This is a genomic window from Paraburkholderia sediminicola, from assembly GCF_046026895.1.
Classification (GTDB): Bacteria; Pseudomonadota; Gammaproteobacteria; order Burkholderiales; family Burkholderiaceae; genus Paraburkholderia; species Paraburkholderia sediminicola_C.
This window is the reverse complement of the sequence record NZ_JAQQEU010000006.1, coordinates 149,086-171,696: the sequence shown is the minus strand read 5'-3', so window position 1 is coordinate 171,696 and position 22,611 is coordinate 149,086. Positions and strand designations below refer to the sequence as shown.

Here is a 22,611-nt window from a genome sequence, read left to right as displayed (position 1 = left end):
GCTTTGGCTGAGTCGCCGGGGCGTCGCGGCATGGGAAAGGAGCGGGTCTGCTTGACCGGCTGCGTATCGGAGTGATGCAGCTGCCTGAATTCAGCAGGCAAAGCAATGAAGCCACCGATGCAGCGCAGGCGCGAAACATATCCGCAAAAGCACCACCCATGCTCAAGCGCCACGATAAGGACAGAATCGGCGCCGTGCCCGGCCACGGTGAATCAGCTCAACGCGTCGAGTTCCGCGCTAGTGGGAATAGACGGCTGCGCACCGGCGCGCGTCACCGATAGCGCCGCGGCCCGCTGCGCGAAGCGGATCGCGGCATCGACGCTCGCGCCCTGCGCCAGTTGCGCCGCGAATCCGCCAATGAACGTATCGCCCGCCGCGGTCGTGTCGACCGCTTTCACGTGCGGCGCGTCAAACAGCGCGGCGGCCGCGCCGTCGAGCGTCGCGTGCACGCCGCGCGCCCCGAGCGTCACCAGCACGTTGCGCGCGCCGGCCGCGCGCAGCGCGGCGGCGGCGCGCGCCGCGTCCTCCGGCGAATCGACCGGCAGCCCGGTCAGCGCGGCCGCTTCCAGTTCGTTCGGAATCAGGTAGTCGATCAGCGGCAGCCAGTCGGCGGGCAATGGTCCGGTGGCGGGTGCGGGATTCAGGATCACCGTCTTGCCGAGCCGCCGCGCCGCGGCGAGCGCCACGCGCACCGTGACCGGCGGCGTTTCGAGCTGGCAGACCACCACGTCGGCGGCGGCCAGCACCGCCTCGTGACGGGCAATCGTTTCGGGCGTCACTTCGCCGTTGCTGCCTGCGACGATCACGATCGCGTTCTGGCTCGCGTCGTCGACGACGATCAGCGCGACGCCGCTCGATGCTATGCCGGTTTCGAGCGCCGCGCAGTCGATCCCTTCGGCTTCAAGCCCGGCGCGCAGTAGTCCGCCATTGGCGTCCGCGCCGACGCAGCCGAGCATCGACACCCGCGCGCCGAGCCGCGCCGCCGCGACCGCCTGGTTGCCGCCCTTGCCGCCCGCCACCTGGGCGAACGTGTGGCCGGCGAGCGTCTCGCCGGGATGCGGCAGGCGCGGCGCGCGCACCACGAGGTCCATGTTCAGACTGCCGACCACCGTCACGCGTGAGCGCGGTTCGTTGTTTGCCACTCGCTTCTCCTCGATGTCACCCAAGGTGTTCCGCCACGGGCTCATGCAGTGAGGTCATGCAGCGGGCTCACGCAGCAGCCAGCAGGCTCACCAGCGGGCTCATGCAGCAGCCAGCACGCTTACCAGCGGGCTCATGCAGGGAAGCCCGCTCGCGCGGCCGGGTCGCGTTGCGCCGCCCCGGCCCACGTCGCGGTGGATTCGCGCACGATCAGGCGCGGCGACACGACGCGCCGGCGGCCCGGCGCGCGAACGCTGCCCGACGAGCTCCCCGCGATCCGCTCGATCAGCGTCTGCGCGGCCATGTCGCCGAGCGCACGCACCGATTGCCCGACCGTCGACAGCGCCGGATAGGTGAAACGGCCCAGCTCGATGTCGTCGAAACCGATGATCGAGCAGTCGTGCGGCACGCCGATGCCGCGTTCGGCGGCCGCGCGCAGCGCGCCGATGCCCATCATGTCGTTGCCGGCGAAAATTGCCGACGGCTTGACCGTATCGAACAGTTGTCCGGCCGCGCGATAGCCGCCCGTCCCCGAAAAATCGCTCTCGACGATCGCGTCGACCGGAATCTCGATGCCGCGCTCGGTCATCGCGCGGATGAAGCCGTGCACCCGCATCGCGCTGACCGCCGTCTGCACCGGCCCGGTGATGCAACCGATCCGCACGTGTCCCAGCTCCAGCAGATGACGGGTGGCCAGATACGCGCCCTTTTCGTGGTCGATCTGCACCAGGTCCGCGTTCAGGCCTTCGATGTTGCGATCGACGATCACCAGCGGCTCGTGCGCGTCGGCGAGCGTTTGCGCGAGTATCGCGTCGTCGCCGGCGGACGCCACGATCAGCCCGTCGATACGCTTTTCCTGCAGCACGCGCAGATAGTTGCGCTGCTTGGCGGGGTCGTCGTCGGAATTGCAGAAGAACACGCAGTAGCCGTTGCGCGCGCAGCCGTCCTCGATCCCGCGCGCCAGCTCCGCGAAATACGGGTTGGTGCTGTTCGGCACCACGAGGCCGATCGTCGAGGTCGCGCGCGCCTTCAGCGAGCGCGCCACCGCCGACGGCACGTAGTGCAGTTCACGGATCGCGTGCTCCACCTTCGCGCGCACGTCGGCCGACACCGGCCGCGAGTTGTTCACCACGTGCGATACCGTCGTGAACGACACGCCCGCCACGGCTGCCACATCCTTGATCGTCGTCATAACCTGTTGCTCTCCTGCCTGTTTTTCCCGCCGGCCACGCCACCTGGCGACCTACCGGACGTCTTCCTCGAAGACAGACCCAACTTATGAATACCTGTGCGTTACCGCCAATCCAACTGCATCCGCGCTGCTTCCACGAACCCCGGCTCAAGCGCGCTTGCGCCGGCTCCGGTAGGTGTCCAGCACCACCGCCACCACGATCACCGCGCCGGTGATCATGCGTTTGGTCGGCTCGTTCGCGCCGATCTGCGCGAGCCCGGCCGCCAGCACCGAAATGATCAACACGCCGAAAAACGTGCTGATCACCGAGCCGCGCCCGCCCATCAGACTCGTGCCGCCGATCACCACGGCCGCGATCACCTGCAGCTCCAGGCCGACACCCGCATTCGGGTCGGCCGCTTCCAGACGCGAGATCTGGAACAGCGCGGCGAGCCCCGAGAGCGCGCCCATCAGCGCGAACACCACCACCTTGTACGGGCGCGGATTGACGCCCGCGAGCCGCACCGCTTCCTCGTTGGTGCCGATGCCGACCAGATAGCGGCCGAACACCGTGCGCGTGAGCACCAGCTGCGCGATCACCATCACCGCGACCGCGATCAGGAACGCCGGCGAAATGCCGAGCGCGATCGGGTTCGACAGGAAGTCGAACGCATCGCCGATATAGGCGGTGCGCGAATTGGTCATCTGATACGCCAGGCCGCGCGCCGCTTCGAGCACGCCGAGCGACACGATGAAGGACGGAATCCGCCAGCCCACCGTCACCGCGCCGGTGATGGTGCCGGTCAGCCCCGCCGCCGCGACGCCGAGCAGCGCCGACGGCAACGGCCCCCAGCCCCACTTCAGCGCGGCCACGCTCACCACCGACGCTCCCAGCGCCAGCACCGACCCCACCGACAGATCGATCCCCGCGACGATCAGCACGAAGGTCATGCCCACCGACATCACCACCAGATCCGGAATCTGGTTGGCGATCGTGCTGAACGTGTCATAGGTCAGAAAGTGCGAACTCAGCAGCGAGAACAGCACGATCATCGCCAGCAGCGCGCCGGCCAGACCGAGGTAGTTCGAAAAGCCGAGCCGCGTGCCGGCCGGCTTGCCGCTTGCGAGCGGCGCCGACGGATCGGCCGGCGGCACGAGGTTGGCGTTCGCGCCCGCGTTCGACTGTGCGTTGGTGCCGCCCTGCTTGCCGCCCGACGCTTCGCGCAACGATTGATCGGTCATGACAGACTCCCTGCTTCGTTGGTGTCGGGGGCGTGCAGCGCTTCGCGGCCGCGGTAGCCGGCGAACGCGGCGGCCAGCAACGCATCCTGCGACCAGCTATCGCGCTCGAACACGCCCGTCATGCTGCCCGCGGACATCACGCCGATCCGGTCGCAGATCAGCATCAGCTCGCGCAGGTCGCTCGACACCACGACGAGCGCGCGTCCTTCGCGAGCCAGCGCGCCCATCAAGCCATAAATATCGAACTTCGCGCCGACGTCGATGCCGCGCGTGGGTTCGTCGAACAACAACACGCGGCTCTCGCGCGCCAGCCAGCGGCCGATCACGACCTTCTGCTGGTTGCCGCCCGACAGCTCGCCCACGATCTGCGCCGGTCCCGAACCGCGAATCCGCATCGCGTCGATCTGCTTTTGCGCCAGCGCGTTCTCGCGCTTCGCATCGACGATGCCGTGCCGCGCCACGCCGCCGATGTTGCCGAGCGACACGTTGGCGGCCACCGGCTGCGGTAGCAGCAGGCCTTCGCCTTTGCGGTCCTCGGTGATCAGCGCGATGCCCGCGCGCACCGCGTCTGACGGCGAATCGATCCGCACCGGCGTGGGCGCCGCACCGGCCGTCGCGGCGAGCGACACGGTGCCGCTGTCCTTGCGGTCGGCGCCGTAGATCAGCCGCATCAGTTCGGTGCGGCCCGCGCCGATCAGGCCGCTGATGCCGAAGATCTCGCCCGCGCGCACCTCGAACGACACGTCGCGCACCACCTTGCCGCGCGCCAGCCGGTCCACTTTCAACAGCGGCGCGCCGATGTTGCGCACGCCCAGATCGATCCGCTCGCCGAGTTCGCGCCCGACCATCCACGTGACGATCTGCTCGCTCGTCAGCCGGGCCATCGCGTCGACGTGCACCAGCCGGCCGTCGCGCAGCACCGCGACCCGCCCGGCCACCCGCGCCAGCTCCTCGAGCCGGTGCGAGATATAGACCAGCGCGACGCCACGCGACTTCAGCCGTCCGATCTGCTCGAACAGCAGGTCGACTTCGCGCGCGGTCAGCATCGCGGTCGGTTCGTCGAGGATCAGCACGCGGCAGTCGTCGATCAGGTTGCGCGCGATCTCCACCATCTGCTGATGCCCGATGCCGAGTTCGCCGACCAGCGTGCCAGGATCGATCGCGTCGAGCCCGACTTGCGCCATCGCGTGACGCGCGTCGTCGCGCAGCTTGCGGCGGTCGATCCAGCCGAAGCTGAACGCGCCCACGCGCGGCAGGCGGTTCAGGAACAGGTTCTCGGCCACCGACAAGGTCGGCAGCAGGTTCAGCTCCTGCATCACCATGCGCACGCCGAGCGTCTCGGCCTCGGTGCGGCTCGCCGGCGCGTACGGCTCGCCGGCCAGCTGCATCGTGCCGGTGGTCGGCTCGACCAGCCCACCGATAATTTTGGACAGCGTACTCTTGCCCGCGCCGTTCTCGCCGGTCAACGCCAAGACCTCGCCGGCGCGCAGCGCCAGCGAGACGTCGGCGAGCACCGGCTCGGCATAGGTCTTGCCGATGCCGCTGACGGACAGGACGACAGGCAAGACATCGTGGTCGGTTGAATCCATCGCGATCCCGGTTCCATGGCGGCCTTCGCGGCCTCATGCGATTCGCTCGAATGAAGCCGTCGACGGCCGTCACGTATCATGTCGGCCCCATGCGCAGGCGCTAAACGACCGCTTATCCTCCCGCCGCGCAGCCGCCGTCATGACGCTTACCTCTGGAATTAACGGCGGCGCGCGCCAATTCTTGAGCGCTGGTTGAGCGTTTGTTGAATAGCGGCGGATTCGCGGGTCTGGCATCACGTCATGGGCCGCTTCTTAGCCGCTTCTTAGCCGCTTCTTAGCCGCTTCATAGCCGCTTCATAGGCCTCTTCACGAGCCGCCTGCGCGGCATGCAACGGCGCGGGCGCCAACCGACGAATCCGCGGTCCCGGCGCCGACTTCGACGCCGGGCGAACGGCGCTTATTTGGTCACGAGGCTAACCGGCGTTTCCACCACCCCGGACAGCTGCGACTGCTTCTTGTGCTCGCTGAGCGCCTTTAGCGCGGTGTCGATGCCGAACACGGCTTGCTTCGCTGCGTATTGATCGGCGGTGGCGAGCACGCGGCCGTCCTTCAGCATCGGCCTGATCGCGTTGATGTTGTCGTAGCCGACCACCAGCACCTTGCCCTGCTTGCCCGCCGCGCGTATCGCCGAGACCGCGCCGATCGCCATGTTGTCGTTGCCCGCGAGCAGCGCCTTCAGGTTCGGGTACTCGTTGAGCATGGCGGAGGCCACCGCGTTGCCCTTGTCGATTTCCCATTCGCCGGATTGCACCGACACGATCTTCGCGCCAACCTTCTGCATTGCGTCCTTGAAGCCCGCCGTGCGCTGCTGCGCGTTGGTGGTGGTCGACACGCCTTCGAGGATGCCGACCTCGTCGCCCGACTTCAGCCGCTTGGCCAGGTAGTCGCCGACCAGCTGCGCGCCCTTGCGGTTATCCGGGCCGACGAACGGCACGTTCAGGTCTTTCGACTTGAGCACGTCCTGATCGAGCCGGTTGTCGATATTCACGACGATGATGCCCGCATCCACCGCCTTCTTGACGACCGGCACGAGCGCCTTCGAATCGGCCGGCGCCAGCACGATCGCATCGACCTTCGAGACGATCATCTGCTCGACGATGCGTATCTGGTTCGCGGTGTCGGTCTCGTCCTTGATGCCGTTGGTGATCAGGTCGAACTGGCCGGGATTGTGTTTCTGGTAGTCCTTCGCGCCGGTTTCCATGGTCAGGAAGAATTCGTTGGCGAGCGACTTCATGACCAGCGCGATCTTCGGTTTATGGGCGGGGGCGTTTTGCGCGTACGCGGTGGAAAACGGCAGCGCGGCGCTAGCGGCGGCGAGAATGGCGGCGGTGAGAAGGCGACGGCGAATGCGATGGCTCATGCGTATCTCCTGGTTTTTCGGGCTCGGGTTCGAGCCATATTTTTCATGGCGCGCAAACGTTTGCGAGGGCTATTCTCAACGCAGACCTTTCGGAATGTCAACGAGCGGCCATGGTGCGGTGCACCGGCGCGCAGCATGCTGCGGCGATGCGGGGTGCTCGATCGATTCAGGCCGGCGTGCTGGATGAGCGCGCCGGCGGGCAGCGTGTGGCAGGGGTCCCTCGCTTGGTCCATGCGTGGCGGTTTTGCCACAGCCGCAAGACGAGCGACCGGCGGGCCGCCTATGCTGGCCTTTTATTGCGTGCCGTGCAAGCCGGGACAATACGAGGCGAGGCCGACGTCAGCCGCGCGCGACTGGGCGAGCTAGAGCCAGCCAGCCTTGCGGAAACGCCGGAACAGGATGAGGTCGACCAGCAGCATGATCCCCAGACATAACGGATAGCCGAACCGGAAGTGCAACTCCGGGATGTTCTGGAAGTTCATCCCGTAGATGCCGGCGATCATGGTGGGCACCGCGAACAGGGCCGCGAACGAACCCAGCCGCTTGGTCACCTCGCTCTCGGTCAGCGAGATCATCCCGAGATTGATCTGCACCGCGGTGACGACCATTTCACGCCGGCCGTCGATGGTTCGGACGATCCGCTCGAGATGGTCGTAGACATCGCGGAAGTACGCCTGCATGCCCTGGCAGACGCTCGGAGTGCGCCCGCCGGTCAATTTGCCGACCGCTTCCAGCAGCGGCGAAATATGGTGCTGCAGGATCACGAGGCGGCGCTTCAACGAGTAAAGATCCTGAATGACCGCGCGCGCCGCAGCCGAATCGTTGCGCTCGAAAATGCGGTCTTCGAGTGCTTCGATCTCGGTGTTCATCGCTTCGACGATCGGGAAGTAGCGATCGACGACGTCGTCGAGCAGCGCGTACAGCACGAAGGCCGAGCCTTCCTTGAGCAGGCGCGGCTCGCGCTCGCAGCGCGCGCGAACTTTCTGGAAGCCGGTGCGCGTGCCGCGCCGCACCGACAGCACGTAGTTGCGCCCCACGAACACGTCGACCTCGCCGAGCACCAGTTCGCCCTCTTCGTCCACCTCGACCGTATGCATCACGGCGAACAGCGACTCGCCGTACTCCTCGATCTTGGGACGCTGGTGGCCGTTTTGCGCGTCCTCGATCGCGAGTTCGTGCAGGTTGAACTCCTTTTTCATCACGGCCAGCTCGCCCGGCCCCGGCTCCTTCAGCGCGACCCAGACGAAGCACTCGGGCCGCGCCACGTAGTCACTGATGCTATCCACGTCGATGTCAGCGAGCTTCCGACCGTCCTGGTAGGCGGCGCAATTGATCAGCATGTTCGATTACCTTGAAAACGTAAGCAGACCGGCGGGCCCCGCCCTGTGCGTAAGCCTTGCGTCAGGTCCGCGTTGACGAATGAGCGTTAGCCGCCATGTTAAGCGGCGCCCCGAAAACGTCACGTGTGTAATTGTTAAACCTTGTGGGGACCGGCGTCGAACGCGCGTATTCCCTAACGGCTATTGCGCCACGCGGTGCAGCATGACGCGATGATCTTCGTTGAATGTGACCGACGCGCGGTTCGTGTAGCGTGGATCGGCCGTCACCAGAAACTGCAGTTCGACGACCGGGTCGAACTGCGTCGACACGCCGACCCGATGCATGCCGGGGCTCAGATAAAAGACCACGTGCTCGCCGTTCATCACGTTGGTGACCTGCTCGCCGTCGACGTACACCAGCGCATCGCGAAACCGCACGATCACGTCGCGCGAGCGCTCGCGCCGCACATCCACCGCGATGAGTCCCGCCGCCGGCTCCGTATAGCCGGGCCGCACGATGCGCGCCGACGGCACCGGCTTGAACGGCACCGGCTCGGCCGGAGTCGACGCGCAACCGGCAAGCACCCCGCATTGGAGCGCGACGGGGATGACGAGCGTGACCAGCGCGGCTTTGCACTGGCAATGCAAGCGCATCGGCATATCGCCTCCCCCTTGTGATTGATCGTGATTGCGCTTCTTGTCCTCGCATGGCGCGATGTCTGCCCACCCCGACTCCCGCGCCGCCATGCATGGATAGCAACGCGCGGGCGTTCCGCCAGCCGGGCCGGGCCGGGCAGCCCATACTCGCTCCTCTTGCATGGCGTCGCGTTCTTCTTCATGATCGCTGCAAAAGGGCCGCGCCGTGCGCGCTTCGCGTTGCGGATTTTCCCTCGGTTCGAGCGTGCCGCCAAGCTTGTCCGGCATGCAGACTGCGCCGTCCGCGTCGCCGGACCTGCAAGCAAGGAGACTGCTATGTGGTATTTCACCTGGATTCTCGGCGTCGGCGTGGCCTTGGGCTTCGGCATCATCAACGTGCTGTGGCTGGAGACCAACGGCAAGTTCTCGCGCGATCCGCCGCCCGGCGCCCCGCCGTCCACCGCTGCCACGGACAACCCTTCGTGACCCATCTGGTTTTCTTTTGCGGTCACGCAGGCACCGGCAAAACCACGCTCGCGAAGAAACTGATCGGCCCGCTGATGCAAGCGAGCGGCGCGCCCTTCTGCCTGCTCGACAAAGACACGCTGTTCGGCGGTTATAGCGCGGCCGCCATGGCGATGCTGACCGGCGACCCGAACGACCGCGACAGCCCGCTTTTTCTCCAGCATCTGCGCGACCCCGAGTACCGCGGACTCATCGACACCGCGTGCGAGAACCTCGAACTCGGCGTCAGCGCGCTGGTGGTCGGGCCGCTGTCGCGCGAGGTGCGCGAGCGGCGCCTGTTCGATCACGCGTGGCTGGGTGTCGGCGCGGACGTGGCGCTGCGCGTCGTGTGGGTTCATACGTCCGAAGAGACGGCACGGCAGCGGATCGTCGAACGGGCGGATCCGAACGACGCGTACAAGCTTGCGCACTGGGAGCAGTACCGGCAGCGCCGCTTCGTGCCCAGCGGCGCGCTTTGCGACGATCTGTTGATGTTCGACAACACCGCGCCCAAGCCGCAGGACTTCGAGGCGCTGCTCGCGCGCATCGTCGGCGAGCCGCAGGCGGCGGGCGTGATGATGCCGCCGGTGCCGGTCTAGCTGGCGGCGACGTCCCTGAAACAGAAATGCCCCGCGAGGCGGGGCATTTCCGGTGCGATCTGTACGACCCTTCTGTACGACTTTTTGCGCGGCCCTCTGCGGGGCCTTTCGTCGTTCAGCGCGACGGCGAAACACACCGCCGCTTCGTCTCACGGCCCTCGATTGCCGTGCGTTACAACGATGGCCGCAGGTTAGACCGTCGCCATCGCATCCAGCGACTGCCCTTCGTACAACTGGCCGAAGCGATTCGCAAGGAAGTCGCGCAGCGACACCTGCTCCTGGCGCACGAAACCCTTTTGCGGCAGCTTGCGTTCGCGGAACAGATCGAGCACCGCGCACATCGCGCCGGCCGTAGTGATCTGGATCGCGCTCATCGGCACACCGCACACGGTCTTAGCGAAAATCTTGCGGGTGAACACTTCCTGCATCAGTTGACCGTCGCGCATGCCGCTCACTGTGATGAACACCAGCACGACGTCCTGGGCGGTCGCCGGTACCGAGCGGCGCATGATGGTCTTAAGCGTGTCGCGGTCGCTCGAAAGACGCAGGTCCTCGAGCAGGAACTGCATCAGATTGCGGTGGCCCGGATAGCGCACCGACTTGTAGTCGAGCGATTCGACCCGGCCCGCCAGCGTCTCGCACAGCGTGCCGAGGCCGCCCGACGTATTGAAGGCTTCGTATTCGGTGCCGTCGAGCGAAAAATGTTCGAGGCCTTCGAGCGGCTGCACCCACTGCGTGCGGCTGTCGCGAATCGCTTCGCAAGGCTGGCAGTACTCGTTGATCAGACCATCGACGCTCCACGTCAGGTTGTACTTCAGCGCGTTGGTCGGAAACTCCGGCAGCGCGCCCACGCGCATCTTGACGTCGCGGATTTCGCTGAAGCGGTTCGCCAGTTCGTGCGCGGCAATGCCGATGAAGCCCGGCGCGAGACCGCACTGCGGCATGAACGCATGCTCGGCGTCGTCGGCGATCGCGCGGATCGCGTGCGTGGCGCGCACGTCTTCGGTCAGATCAAAGTAATGCACGCCCGCGCCCTTGGCGGCCGCCGCCACGCTCACCGCGAGGTAATACGGCAACGCGTTGACGAGCGCGTCGAAGCCTTGTATTGCGGCACGCAGCGCGGCGGCGTCGGCGGAATCAACGCGGCGTGTGGGGATGCCCTGCGCGGCGAGCTTGTCGAGCGCGGCTTGCTCGCGGTCGAAGGCGACGACTTCGTAGTCGCCGGTTTCACGCAGCATATGCGCGATGGTATGTCCGATCAGACCGGCACCCACAATGGCTACTTTCATGCGCTTCTCCTTGTTATCTGTGTGCTGTCTCCAGCTTGGGACGTGCGCTGCGCTTCACGCGCGGCGTCCGGCGGGCTGAACCCTTGAGCAACAGTTTAGGGAGAAGCGAAAACAGTTCATACACGCAAAATGCTGCGTTATGACGATGAAGTTCGACGTTATGACCAACGCGTTAGTCGATCCGACGCAATCGTATAAAAATCGCGTTAACGCCCGTGGCAGAGGTCAGCAAATATCGGCAACCCACAGCAACCATCGTGCGCGTTCACACTGTCCCGCGGTCGATCTTGCGCGCGAGGATGATCGAGGTCGTGGTCCGCTCCACGCCTTCCATGCCGCCGATCTGATCGAGCAGATCGTTCAGCCGCTCGGGCGAGTCGGCCCGCAGCCACGCGACATAGTCGAACTCGCCGCTCACCGCGCACAGCAACTGCACTTCCGGCATCTTGCCGAGGCGCTTCTGCACCGCCGGCCCGTACTTCGGCGCGATGATGATGCCGACATAGGCGACGATGCTCGAATCGAGCACGTCCTGGCCGAGCCGCACGCTATAGCCGGCGATCACGTTGCTACGCTCGAGCCGCGCGATTCGCGAGATCACGGTGGTGCGCGCCACATCCAGTTGGCGCGCGAGACTGGCGACGCTTTCGCGCGCGTTGGCTTGCAGCAGTGCAACGAGGTTGCGGTCGAGGTCGTCGAGCTGGTCGAGGCGCGGTGGTCTCATCGGGGGAGAAAGAAGTTGGTCAACGGTGCAGCGGATTATCGCGCGTCTGCGGCGCGCAATGGCGATCCGGGCGGCCGTGAAGTTCACGCGCCGAAGCGCTTGCTTGCGAAACCGCCAAGGCTGGTGGGAGCCCCGGTATGCGCGCCGCTCGCGCGCGTACCGGGCCACCGCGACCAACGAAATGGCGCAGCAACCGGTCCGCTCTCAAGCGCCCGCTCCGATCGCGGCGACGAAAGTTAACGAAAGGAAACGTAAGCGCCAGCTATTTCCCTTTCGTTTCGGTTGTAAGCGTTTGTCGCACAAGAGCCGCATTGGACGGATATCGTGATACTAATAGCGGCCACGGCGAAATGGGGCAGCCGGCCGCCGTGCGTCACCAACGGTCGATGCGTAGCGGGCCGCTCGCCACCCGCCTTGTCCCAATTCGAACAGACATCAGGAGTTTCGATGAAAAAAGCACTGGTAATGCTGGCCACCGCCATTTCCATGAGCGGCGCGTTCGCACAAACTTCCGCGCCGGCCTCGGCACCCGCAGGCGCCGCTTCCGCGCCCGCCGGCAAGGCCGGTCACGAGCGCAACGTCGAAGACCGCATCGCCTATCTGCACGCGCAACTGAAGATCACCTCCGCTCAGGAATCGCAGTGGAACGCGTTCGCCGACGTGATGCGCGGCAACGGCCAAACGATGGGCCAGCTGTTCCAGGAACGCAAGGCCGCCACCAACGTGAGCGCGCTCGACGATATGAAGCAGTACGCGACGATCGCGCAGGCGCACGCGGACGGCATGAAGAAACTGGTCGACGCGTTCGAGCCACTGTACAACAGCCTGTCGCCGGAGCAGAAGAAGCTGGCCGACGCGACCTTCCATCAGCCGGGCGGCGGTCATCGTCACCATGGCAAGGGCAAGGCTGGCAATGCGGCGCCCGCCAGCGACGCGACGGTGAAGCCGTAAGAAGTGAATTGCACTGCGCGCGGCGCGGTTTTCGCGCTGCGCGACGCCGGATTCTTTTGCGATGGGCGGCGGCATCGGCGTGCATGCGACGAGCGTCGAATACTACTCGTCGAGATTCGCGCGGGTTACGCGGCATCTTTTGTCGGCGCACCTGCCCGTTCGAAACAGGCGACTCATGCGCCTATCGCAAAAAAAACTAAAAGAAAGCAAAACAAACAGGCCGCCAGATGCATCTGGCATGATGCGGGTACTCGGCTTCAGCGGACCACGGCCCACAACCCGGCCGTGACCCCGGACCGAAGCGCCGCTGTCCATATTTCCACGCTCACCCGCCCCACCCCCGCTTCATGACCGAACTCAAAAACATCGATCTGCGCCAGGACACCCAAGCGCAACGCGTCGTCAAAGACGAAACGGTAAGCGTCGAATTTGCCGCCGCCGAAGGCGAACTGATGAGCCTCGAAGGCCCGAACCGCTATCTGCGCGGCGATGCGCTGATTACCGGATCGACCGGTGACCGCTGGGTCGTGTCGCGCGAGCGCTTCGACGCCAAGTACGTTCCCGCCGACACCGCCCTCGCGCACGGCGAACCGGGCGCGTATCGCAACCGCCCCGCCGTCGTGCTCGCCAGACAGATGAACGAAGCGTTCTCGCTCGCGCGTTCCGCGCACGGCGGCGACGTGCTGCGCGGCGCCGCCGGCGACTGGATCATGCAGTACGCCCCCGGCGACTACGGCGTAGTCCAGGCCGCGCGCTTCGCGAAGGTCTACCGGCGCGCGGACTGAGCCGTCTCAGGCGAACTCGTCGCCCAACTCCACGGTGACATCGCGCGGCACCGGCTCGCCGTTCGCATACTGCTCTTCGAGCGAGCCGAGGCTCGCTTCGACATACGCGCGCAACACCGCGAAACTGCGGCCGCGCAGCCGTGCCGGCAACGCGCGGTAACGCGCCAGCGACGCCGGCGCGATCGCCACGGTCATCACGATACGACGCGCGGTCGCGCCGAAACGCATCGCCACCCAGTGAATCGCCAGCGTCGGCGTGCCGTCTTCGGCCGCGCGCTGGATGAACTGTGTCTGCTCGGGAAACAGATCGCTGATCACGCGCGCCAGCTCCTCGAACTCGGGGTTGGCGCAGTCGTATTGGTAAGCTTCCATGGGGTCTGCCGGAAGAGATTCTGAAGGTGGGCCGGAAAAACCAGGCAGATTTTAGGCAAAGACCGGGGCTTTAGCGAGACACGGCATCACGCGGTTGCCGCGCGACGTCTGAAGGTCCGCATCAGCAGCCCCGCGACGACCACCGCGCCCAGCGCATACACGGCATCCACCGCCGAGAGCGGCACGAGCTGCGCCTGGAACAATGCGGCAGGCACGTCGACGAGCGCATGCAACACGATCGCGACCGGCAGGATGCCGCGCCAGCCCGCTCGCACGCCGCGCCACATCAGCACCGACAGGCCGATCTGAAACACCAGCGCGGCCACTCGTTCGAGCGCGAATATGCCGGCCGTCTGCGGCGTCAGGCTGGCGAGAATCAGGTGAATGCGCATCAGCGAATCGGGCGGCAGATTGCTCAGATAGCCGTCGAGCTGGCCGCGGTTTTCGAACACCGCGAACAGCAACCATTGAACCTGCACCAGCACGCCGGCCATCCATGCTTCCGCGCCGCCGTGACCGAGGCCGTAGGTCAGCGCGGTGCCGTTGTCGGCGCGCGCCGCGTTGGCGGCAGCCGCGGACTTCGCCGCAGCGCGCCTGAGCAGCAGCCGCATGCCGATGAACCGCCCCACTTCCTCGCACACGCCCGCCGCCAGCGCGCCATACACGACGAACGCGAGCGGATTCGACAGCAACGCAGCGGTCGCCTCGTTCCGATGCAGCAGGTAGTCGTTCAGCGCGCGCTCGATCACCATCGCGAACAGCGCGAACACGGCGATGCCGGCGATCGCGTCGCGCGGCTGCAGTGCGAGCGGCCGGCGCAGACGCCGGTAGATCAGAAACGGTAACGCGGCGACGAACAACGTCGCGACGGCTAGGCTCGAGAGGGTAAGCGGTGCTACAACCATGAGTTTCCTTGCGATGACCGGCGCGCACCCGCTGCGCGTCGCAGCCCGAATGATCGCAGATCAGCGCGAAGTCGACGCGCGAACGATCAGCTCGCCCGGCAAAAGACAGTCGCGCACGGCGCTTTGCACGCCTTCGATGCGCTCGTGCAGGAACTCGACCGCGCGATAGCCGATCTCGTAGGTCGGCTGACGGATCGTCGTGATGCCGGCGAGTTCGGCCCAGTCGGGGTCGTCGATGGAAAGGAGCGCGACACGCGTCTGCCAGCCGGCGCCGTAACGCGCTTTCAGATGCAGCGCGAGACGCAGCGCGACGGGGGCGTTGGCCGCGAACAGTGCGACGCGTGCTGTGGTGCCTGGGGTGCCCGCGTTGCCTGCCTTGCCCATCGCGCGATCATCTCCGCCCGCCTCGATCGCGCGGTCCAGTTCGGCGAGGCCGCGCTCGACCGCGGCCGTGTCCGCGAGATCCAGCACCAGCGTATGCGCACGTGCGGCGTTCTGGGCCCGCATCGCGTCACGAAACGCCAGCTCGCGCAGTTGCCGCGAACTGACCTGCTCGAACGGCTGAACCACGAACCAGATGTCGTCGAAACCCTGCTCCAGCAGATGGCGCGTGCCGAGTTCGGCGGCGGCCCGGTTGTCGAGGCCGACCATGTCGGCGGAGAGGCCGTCCACCAGACGGTCGACAAGCACCGCCGGAATTCCGCCGCCGCCGACCGGCCGCAGCGTTTCCTCGCGCACGCCGAGCGCGTTGACGATCACGCCTTCCACGCGATACGTGGTCAGCAGTTGCAGATAGCGCCGCTCCATCTCCACTTCATTGGCCGCATGGCAGATCAGCGGCATCAGCCCGAGCGCGTGGCACGCCGCTTCCACGCCTTGCAGCACTTCGACCGTGTACGGGTTCGTCAGATCGGCGAGCAGCATGCCGATCAGACGGTTGCGGCCGCGCTTGAGGCCGCGCGCCATCTGGTTCGGCTGATAGTCGAGCCGGGCGATCGCGGCTTCGATGCGCGCGCGCAATTCCGGCGACAGCACGCTCATCTCGCCGTTCAGATAGCGCGAAATGCTGGTCTTGCCGGTGCCGGCTTCGCGCGCGACATCGGTGATCGTCGCGCGGCGCGGCGCGGTTTGCGGCGGCGTGGTCATCGGCTATCGCCGCGCGGGGACGCCTCAGTCGGCTTGCTCATGCTCGCTCACTTCGCCAGCACGTCGCGATTGACGATGTTGGTCGTCAACTTGCCGTCGAGCGCGGCGACCAGATTCTCCGCCGCATTGCGCGCCATCGCATGACGCGTCTCGTGGGTCGCCGAGCCAATATGCGGCAGCGCGACCACGTTCGCGAGCTTCAGCAGCGGCGAGTCGGCCGGCAACGGTTCGGTGTCGAACACGTCGAGCCCCGCGCCGTGAATCGTGCCGTTTTGCAGCGCCTCGATCAGCGCCTGTTCGTCGACTGTCGCGCCGCGCGACGCATTGATCAGAATCGCGCTCTTCTTCATCGATCTCAGTTCCGCCGCGCCGATCATATGCTTCGTCTCGGGCGTGAGCGGCACTTGCAGACAGACGAAGTCGGCGCTCGCGAGCAATTCCGGCAACTCGACGCGCCGCGCGCCGTAGGCCTGCTCCGCATGCGGATTCGCGCTGCGGTTGGTGTAGAGCACCTGCATGTTGAAGCCGAGCGCCGCGCGCCGCGCGACCGCGCCGCCGATCCGCCCCAGCCCGACGATGCCGAGCGTCTTGCCCTGCACGTCGACGCCGAACTCGGCCGGTCCGATGCTGGTGCGCCACTGCCCCGCCTTGACCCATTCGGCGAGTTCGACCACCCGGCGCGCCGACGCGAGGATCAGCGAAAACACGGTGTCGGCGGTGGATTCGGTCAGCACGTCCGGCGTGTGCGCGAGCACGATGCCGCGGCGCGTGAGATCGGCGACATCGAACTGGTCGAAGCCCACCGAGATGGTCGACAGCGCCTTCAGGCGGCTCGCGCCTTCGAGCATGGCCGGGGTGATCTTCGCGCTCGCGCCGATGCCGCCGTCGGCATCGCGCAACGCGGCGACGAACGCGTCGTGCTGCTCGGGATCGACCTGCACCACTTCCGCATGCTGTTGCAGATACGCGAGCACATCTTCGGGCAGCGACTTCCAGGCGACGATCTTCTTCATCAGCTTATTTTCCTTGCAACGGGGTGGCGAGTGCGGGCGCCTGGGTGAGCGGCTGCGGCTTGACGATCAGCGTCAGGATCACCGCGGCGATCAGCGCCACGCTCATGAATGCATAGGATGCCGAAGGCGAACCGGTCGCGCCGTTCAGATAGCCGACCACATACGAGCCGACGAACGAACCGAGCGCGCCCATGCTGTTGATCAGCGCCATCGCGCCGCCCGCGACGTTCTTCGGCAGCAGTTCCGGCACGATCGCGAAGAACGGCCCATAAGGCGCGTACATCGCGCCGCCCGCGATCACCAGCAATGCATACGAGAGCCAGAAATGCGTGGAGCCGAGCGCATACGACGCCGCGAACGCCACCGCGCCGACCAGCAGGAACGGCCACACGAACACTTTACGGCGGTTGAGTTTATCCGATGCCCATGAAGCTGCAAGCATCGCGATGGTCGCGGCCAGATACGGCAGCGCCGACAGCCAGCCGGTCTCGACCATGCCGAGCGTCGAGCCGTTCTTGAGGATCGACGGCAGCCACAGCACGAAGCCGTACACGCCGATGCTCCAGCAGAAATACTGCGCGCACAGCTTGATCACCGCGGGTGTGCGAAACGCTTCGCTGTAATTGCGCACCGGCTTGATCGCGGCCTGCTCCGCGCGCAGCGTTTCGGCGAGATCGTCCTTTTGTTGCTGGTTGAGCCACGAGACCTGCTGCGGCTTGTCCTGCACGATGAACCACCAGCACACGGCCCAGATGATCGCGGGCGCGCCCTCGGCGATGAACATCTGCCGCCAGCCGAACGAATGCACCAGATAGCCCGACACCACCGACATCCACAGCACCGTCACCGGGTTGCCGAGAAGCAGGAAGGTGTTGGCGCGCGAGCGCTCGCGCTTCGTGAACCAGTTGCTGATGAAGATCAACATCGCGGGCATCACGGCGGCTTCGACGACGCCGAGCACGAAGCGGATCACCATCAGCGCCGGAATGCTGCTGACCATGCCCGTTAGCGCCGCGCAGCCGCCCCACAGGATCAGGCTCCAGAACACGAGCTTCTTCACGCTGCGGCGTTCCGCGTAGATCGCGCCGGGAATCTGGAAGAAGAAATAGCCGAGGAAGAACAGCGCGCCGATCAGCGACGACAGTCCCTTGCTGATGCCGAGATCCTGGTTGATGCCGGCGGCCGACGCGAAGCCGAAGTTGGCGCGATCCAGATAGGCGAGGCTGTAGGTGATGAATACGATCGGCATGATCGTCCACCAGCGGCGAATCGCGAGCGATGAGGTCATGAGTGTCTCCTTTGTCGACCAGAGTTGGCGCTTTAGCGCTTACTCCGGTCCCATACACGATAGTTGCTGAGTTGGCGCTTTAGCGCCTACTCCGAAACAATGATGGAAAGTGATGCGGCGCTGTCGGGCGCTCTTGCTGTTATCGAGGCGCCCTGGGTAAAAGCGGACGACGGCTGTACGCTCAGGCCGCAGATGCGATCGGTGCCGCGGCGGCGGCGTTCGCATCGGCCAGTTCGAGCGCGCCGAGTTCGGCGCGGTGCGGCAGGCCTTCCGAATCGCCGATCACCTGGATCGCCAGCGCGCCGATGCGGTTGCCGCGCGCCACCGCTTGCGGCAACGGTTTGCCTTCGAGCAGCGCGCTGATCACGCCGACCGCGAAACCGTCGCCCGCGCCGACCGTGTCCACGACGTTCCCGACCGGCTTCGCGGCGATCACGCCCGAGCCGTCAGCGGTGCGGAAGTAGGCGCCGTGCGCGCCGAGCTTGACGATCACGCCGCGCGCGCCATGTTCCAGGTAGAAACCGGCGATGTCCTGCGGCTCCGTGTAGCCCGTCAGGATCTCGCCCTCGCCGATGCCGGGCAGCACCCAGTCGGCCAGCGCGGCGAGCGCATTCAGACCCTCGACCATCGCGGCGCGCGAGGGCCACAGGGTCGGGCGCAGATTCGGGTCGAACGAAATCGTCTTGCCGGCCGCGCGCATTTCGCGCGCGAGATGGAATGCGAGTTCGCGCGAGCTTGCCGAGATCGCGGGCGCGACGCCGGTCAGATGCAGGTGCCGCGCCGGCAGCACGTAGTCCGCCGCATAGTCGGCGAGCGACAGGTGGCTCGCCGCCGAGCCCTTGCGGAAATATTCGACCGCCGGGTCGCTGCCGTCGTCGTTTTTCGACTTGAGCTGGAAGCCCGTGGGATAGCGTTCGTCGGTGCTGACACAGCGCTGATCGATGCCCTCTTTCGTCAACGTGTCGCGCACGTACTGGCCGAACGAATCGTTGCCGACGCGGCTCATCCAGCCCACCTGGAAGCCGAGCCGGGACAAACCGATCGCCACGTTCAGATCCGCGCCGGCGACGCGCTTCGTGAATTGCCCGACGCCGGCCAGCGGGCCGGTTTCAGCGGCGACGAACATGGCCATTGCTTCGCCGTAGGTGATGACATCGAGTGCTGCGCCTGGGGTGTTCATGCTTGCTCCTGCGTGTTCCTTCTGCTGCGGGTTGTGCGTTTTGCCGCGGGTTTTTGGTGCCTGGTTTGCGGGTGGTTGGCCGTGCGTTCGCGGCGCGTTGGCGGTTGCGATGCGTCCGCGCTTGCCGTGCGTTTGTCACGCGTTTTTTCGGGCCGTTTCGCCGGCGTCATGCCGGGCGTCGTTCCGTCCGTTTTGCTGCGAGCCTCGTGCCGCCCGCCGTTCCGGATGCTGCTCTTTCTCTCAGGTTCCAGCCGCCGCTCACACCGCAGCCAGCCATTCGACATAGTGCGCCGCGTCCGCCTCGACACGGGTCGCATCGAGTGGAAACTCGATGCCGCGCGGCACATCGCGCGGCAAGCGGTCGAGCACCGCGATGAAGCGCGTATCGTCGGCGGCGGGCGCGGCGGAAAAGCGCCGCGCGCCCTCACCCATCGTCGTCTTGCAATGGATGTATTCGACGTGCGGCGCGAGCTGTGCGGCGGCCTCGAGCGGTGCGACGTCGCGCCATGCCCAGTTGCCGATGTCGAAGGTCATGCCGAGCACGTGCGCATGCTCTTCGCGCGCCAGCGCGTCGAACAGTCCGACGAACTGCGTGAGCGAGCCGCCTTCGGCCAATTGCCCGTTTTCCACCACCAGCCGCACATTCGAATCTTGCGTCTGCTCGGCGATCTCCGCGCCGGCTGCGTCGCGCACGAACCCGCCTAGTTGCAGCTTGACGAAGCGCGCGCCGAGCGCACTCGCTTCGTCGAACGCCAGACGCAGCGCGGCCGCGTCGAGCCGGCCGTCGGCCGTGTACAGCGCCGCGGGTGTCGAAAACACCGACCACAAGCCCAGTTCGGCAATCGCGCAGCCTAGCGCACGCAGGCGCTGCGGCGCGGCTTCGGCCTCGCCGGCGAACAGCTCTCGACGCACCTCGAAGCCCGCGGCGCCGGCCCGCCGGCTCGCCTGCGCGCACTTCAGGTGACCCTGCGCGCGGACCGCATCCATCCCGAATGCGCTTGCGACGATCACGATGTCCATCACGTCAGCCATGTCGAATCTACTCAGTTCTGTGCCGTTGTCGGTATTTGGAACCGGTTCCAAGCCCGCTTCGAAAAAAAGCGCCGAAGCGCTTGCGATGCCCGAATGATGCGGCGAGACCCGCCGAACGCACCATAGAGGAAATCCCCAGGCGCGCCGGGCACGGCTGCGCCGCTCAGACGCCCTCGGCGAGACAGAGCGCGAGAAACCGCTCGACCACGCGCGACGGCGCACTCGCGAAGGGGACGAGAATCGACAGACGACGCGTCAGCGGCTCCGGGCCCAGCGACAACCGGCATAGCGCACCGTCTTCGTGACGCATCGACATGCCGGACACGAAGCCGACGCCCATGCCGGCCCGTACCGCCTCCTTCACCCCTTCGACGCCGGCGATTTCCAGCGCCACGCGCATCGGCACACCCACCCGCGCGAATGCGCGCTCGACGATCTGCCGCACCGCCGAGCCCGCCTCGCGCAACACCAGCCCATGCGCGGCGAACGCCGCCAGATCCGCACGCCCGCCCTCGCCCACCTGCGCCAGTGGATGCGAACGCGGCACGATCGCGACGATCTCGTCCTCGCGCCATGCGTGCACGGCGGTGTCCGGCGGCAGATCGGCGCCGACCGGCCCTTCGATCATCGCGATGTCCACGGAGCCGAGCGCCTCGACGATTTCCGTGGTGTTGCCGTTGGCGGTATGCACGGTGACCTCCGGATAACGGCGATGAAATTCGGCGATCAGGTACGGCAGCAGGTAGCTCGCTGGCGTGGTGCTCGCGCCGATCCGCAAGGTGCCTTGCTCGAGGCCGCGCAGCGCGTCGCGATAGGCGTGCGCCTGGCGCCAGGTGTCGCGCAGCCGCATCGCATAGCTCGCCAGTTGCTCGCCGGCTGGGGTCAGGCGCACGCCGCGCCCGTTGCGCTGATAGAGCGGCTCGCCGAATTCGTCCTGCAATTGCCGCAACTGCCCGGATACCGCCGGCTGCGACAGATGCACCGCCACAGCCGCGCGGCTGATATTGCGATGCTCGGCGACGGCGGCGAAGGTTATAAGTTGATCGGGGGTCATGGCAATAGAAATATCAGTTGAGCCGATACTTTACATCCTAAATGATGATTTTTCATATCCTTATATCTCTTTTAGGATTAGGCCCATCGAATCCAGTCAGTCAGGCCCGCGCCATGTCCACCACACCGGTACACCTTACCGCCGTCACACCCGCCGAGTCGTCCACGCGCGGGCAACTGAACGGCATTCTCTTCGTCGCGCTGTTCGCCGCGGCCGTGACCCGCATCGCGTCGATCCCGGCGATCGCCGGTCTGGGCTTGAGCCCGCTGATCGTCGGCATCGTCGCCGGGGCCATTTATGGCAACGCGCTGCGTGACGGCATGCCCGCGAGCTGGGCGGCGGGCGTCAATTTTTCGGCGCGCAAGCTGCTGCGCATCGCCGTGGCCTTCTTCGGCTTGCGCGTGAGCCTGCAGGAAATCGCTCAGGTCGGGCTGCCGGGCCTCGCGGAATCGGTGCTGATCGTGGTGAGCACGCTCGTCATCGGCACGTGGGCCGGCATGAAGATCATGAAGCTCGACCGCGACACGGCACTCCTGACCGCCGCCGGCAGCGCGATCTGCGGCGCGGCCGCGGTGCTCGCGTTCGAATCCACGCTGCAATCGAAGCCGCACAAGAGCGCGATGGCCGTGGGCAGCGTGGTGCTGTTCGGCACGCTGTCGATGTTCCTGTACCCGGTGCTGTTCAACGCGGGCTGGCTGCATCTCGATACGCTCGGCGCTGGTCTGTTCTTCGGCGGCACGATTCACGAGGTGGCGCAGGTGGTCGGCGCGGCCAGCAACGTGAGCCCCGAAGCGACGCACATCGCCACCATCGTCAAGATGACCCGCGTGATGCTGCTGGTGCCGGTGCTGCTGGTGGTCGGCATGTGGGTGAACCGCTCCGCGCGCAACGCGGCGGCAGCGGGCTCGCCGGACGGCGCTCACGGCAGCGCCCCCCGCAAGCTGGCGATTCCCTGGTTCGCGGTCGGCTTTCTCGCGTTCGTCGTGATCAACTCGCTGCACGTGCTGCCGGAAGCCGCGACCAGCACGCTCAACACACTCGACACCTTCGCGCTGACCATGGCCATGACCGCGCTCGGCATCGAAACGCGCTTTTCGCAGATCCGCCAGGCCGGCCCACGTGCGCTGACCACCGGCCTGATCCTGTACGTGTGGCTGATTGCCGGTGGTCTGGGCATCACATGGGCCGTCCAGCACCTGCTCGGCTAAGCCACCCGCGCTTTCGAACCCACCCCGCCGCGCGCGGGGTTTTGCGCATTCTGGGGAAGCATCCGGCGCGCTCGCGCGGCATACTGGCTGCTGGCGTCACCTGC

At 66.3% G+C, this 22,611-nt stretch carries 22 protein-coding genes; 5 read left to right on the top strand and 17 right to left on the bottom strand.

Translation table 11 applies throughout. The features are described from left to right. Positions 1-212 precede the first annotated feature (212 nt). The 7 genes from rbsK to PQR02_RS06835 form a co-directional block, all read right to left on the bottom strand. Positions 213-1,142: a ribokinase gene (gene rbsK, locus PQR02_RS06865; RefSeq protein ID WP_408227372.1), complete on the bottom strand. Its 930-nt coding sequence runs from the start codon at positions 1,140-1,142 to the stop codon at positions 213-215. Positions 1,143-1,273: 131 nt separating this feature from the next. Beyond that, the gene (locus tag PQR02_RS06860; protein WP_408227369.1) at positions 1,274-2,332 is read right to left on the bottom strand and encodes a LacI family DNA-binding transcriptional regulator; all 1,059 of its coding nucleotides are present in this window, start codon (positions 2,330-2,332) and stop codon (positions 1,274-1,276) included. Positions 2,333-2,479: 147 nt separating this feature from the next. After that, a complete protein-coding gene (locus PQR02_RS06855) occupies positions 2,480-3,553 on the bottom strand; it encodes an ABC transporter permease (protein ID WP_408227365.1) in 1,074 nt (357 codons plus the stop codon). Continuing rightward, on the bottom strand, positions 3,550-5,142 hold the full coding sequence (locus PQR02_RS06850) for a sugar ABC transporter ATP-binding protein (protein ID WP_408227362.1): 1,593 nt from the start codon (positions 5,140-5,142) through the stop codon (positions 3,550-3,552). Before PQR02_RS06850 ends, PQR02_RS06855 begins: the two co-directional genes overlap by 4 nt. 397 nt (positions 5,143-5,539) lie before the next feature. After that, positions 5,540-6,502, bottom strand: a complete 963-nt coding sequence (locus tag PQR02_RS06845) for a sugar ABC transporter substrate-binding protein (protein WP_408227359.1) — start codon at positions 6,500-6,502, stop codon at positions 5,540-5,542. 362 nt (positions 6,503-6,864) lie between these two features. Beyond that, entirely contained in the window at positions 6,865-7,842 is a 978-nt protein-coding gene (gene corA, locus PQR02_RS06840; protein ID WP_408227356.1) for a magnesium/cobalt transporter CorA, read from the bottom strand. 180 nt (positions 7,843-8,022) lie between these two features. Further along, complete coding sequence (locus PQR02_RS06835; protein ID WP_408227353.1) at positions 8,023-8,745, bottom strand: hypothetical protein; 723 nt, start codon at positions 8,743-8,745, stop codon at positions 8,023-8,025. A gap of 48 nt (positions 8,746-8,793) precedes the next feature. Between PQR02_RS06835 and cydX the strand changes: the two genes are divergently transcribed. Next, the gene (cydX, locus tag PQR02_RS06830) at positions 8,794-8,943 is read left to right on the top strand and encodes a cytochrome bd-I oxidase subunit CydX (RefSeq protein ID WP_408227350.1); all 150 of its coding nucleotides are present in this window, start codon (positions 8,794-8,796) and stop codon (positions 8,941-8,943) included. Further along, positions 8,940-9,560 carry a P-loop nucleotide/nucleoside kinase family protein gene (locus tag PQR02_RS06825; RefSeq protein WP_408227347.1) on the top strand — a complete coding sequence of 207 codons (621 nt, stop codon included), beginning with the start codon at positions 8,940-8,942 and terminating at the stop codon, positions 9,558-9,560. Before cydX ends, PQR02_RS06825 begins: the two co-directional genes overlap by 4 nt. Before the next feature lie 191 nt (positions 9,561-9,751). Here PQR02_RS06825 and PQR02_RS06820 read toward each other — a convergent pair whose 3' ends face one another. Beyond that, positions 9,752-10,849: a saccharopine dehydrogenase family protein gene (locus PQR02_RS06820; protein WP_408227344.1), complete on the bottom strand. Its 1,098-nt coding sequence runs from the start codon at positions 10,847-10,849 to the stop codon at positions 9,752-9,754. A gap of 265 nt (positions 10,850-11,114) precedes the next feature. Next, positions 11,115-11,573: an Lrp/AsnC family transcriptional regulator gene (locus PQR02_RS06815; RefSeq protein ID WP_408227341.1), complete on the bottom strand. Its 459-nt coding sequence runs from the start codon at positions 11,571-11,573 to the stop codon at positions 11,115-11,117. A gap of 447 nt (positions 11,574-12,020) precedes the next feature. Between PQR02_RS06815 and PQR02_RS06810 the strand changes: the two genes are divergently transcribed. Both PQR02_RS06810 and PQR02_RS06805 read left to right on the top strand, forming a co-directional pair. Next, a complete protein-coding gene (locus PQR02_RS06810; protein WP_408227338.1) occupies positions 12,021-12,524 on the top strand; it encodes a Spy/CpxP family protein refolding chaperone in 504 nt (167 codons plus the stop codon). A gap of 347 nt (positions 12,525-12,871) precedes the next feature. Further along, a complete protein-coding gene (locus tag PQR02_RS06805) occupies positions 12,872-13,309 on the top strand; it encodes a PGDYG domain-containing protein (protein WP_408227335.1) in 438 nt (145 codons plus the stop codon). Positions 13,310-13,315: 6 nt separating this feature from the next. Here PQR02_RS06805 and PQR02_RS06800 read toward each other — a convergent pair whose 3' ends face one another. From PQR02_RS06800 to PQR02_RS06765, 8 genes are all read right to left on the bottom strand, one after another. Beyond that, positions 13,316-13,681, bottom strand: coding sequence for a DUF3022 domain-containing protein (locus PQR02_RS06800; RefSeq protein WP_408227332.1), 366 nt, complete (start codon positions 13,679-13,681; stop codon positions 13,316-13,318). An 86-nt stretch (positions 13,682-13,767) separates the two neighbouring features. Next, the gene (locus PQR02_RS06795) at positions 13,768-14,586 is read right to left on the bottom strand and encodes a YhfC family intramembrane metalloprotease (RefSeq protein ID WP_408227329.1); all 819 of its coding nucleotides are present in this window, start codon (positions 14,584-14,586) and stop codon (positions 13,768-13,770) included. A gap of 60 nt (positions 14,587-14,646) precedes the next feature. Continuing rightward, positions 14,647-15,732 (bottom strand): LacI family DNA-binding transcriptional regulator, encoded by a 1,086-nt coding sequence (locus PQR02_RS06790; RefSeq protein ID WP_408227326.1) that lies wholly within the window; start codon positions 15,730-15,732, stop codon positions 14,647-14,649. A gap of 47 nt (positions 15,733-15,779) precedes the next feature. Beyond that, complete coding sequence (locus PQR02_RS06785) at positions 15,780-16,745, bottom strand: 2-hydroxyacid dehydrogenase (protein WP_408227323.1); 966 nt, start codon at positions 16,743-16,745, stop codon at positions 15,780-15,782. A gap of 4 nt (positions 16,746-16,749) precedes the next feature. Continuing rightward, entirely contained in the window at positions 16,750-18,033 is a 1,284-nt protein-coding gene (locus PQR02_RS06780; RefSeq protein WP_408227320.1) for an MFS transporter, read from the bottom strand. 181 nt (positions 18,034-18,214) lie between these two features. Then, positions 18,215-19,213 (bottom strand): sugar kinase, encoded by a 999-nt coding sequence (locus tag PQR02_RS06775; RefSeq protein WP_408227317.1) that lies wholly within the window; start codon positions 19,211-19,213, stop codon positions 18,215-18,217. Positions 19,214-19,471: 258 nt separating this feature from the next. Continuing rightward, positions 19,472-20,245 carry a sugar phosphate isomerase/epimerase family protein gene (locus PQR02_RS06770; RefSeq protein ID WP_408227314.1) on the bottom strand — a complete coding sequence of 258 codons (774 nt, stop codon included), beginning with the start codon at positions 20,243-20,245 and terminating at the stop codon, positions 19,472-19,474. A gap of 163 nt (positions 20,246-20,408) precedes the next feature. Continuing rightward, positions 20,409-21,299: a LysR family transcriptional regulator gene (locus PQR02_RS06765; protein WP_408227311.1), complete on the bottom strand. Its 891-nt coding sequence runs from the start codon at positions 21,297-21,299 to the stop codon at positions 20,409-20,411. A gap of 113 nt (positions 21,300-21,412) precedes the next feature. On the opposite strand from PQR02_RS06765, the gene PQR02_RS06760 reads away from it, so the two are divergent. Further along, positions 21,413-22,507, top strand: a complete 1,095-nt coding sequence (locus tag PQR02_RS06760; RefSeq protein WP_408227308.1) for a YeiH family protein — start codon at positions 21,413-21,415, stop codon at positions 22,505-22,507. Positions 22,508-22,611 lie beyond the last annotated feature (104 nt).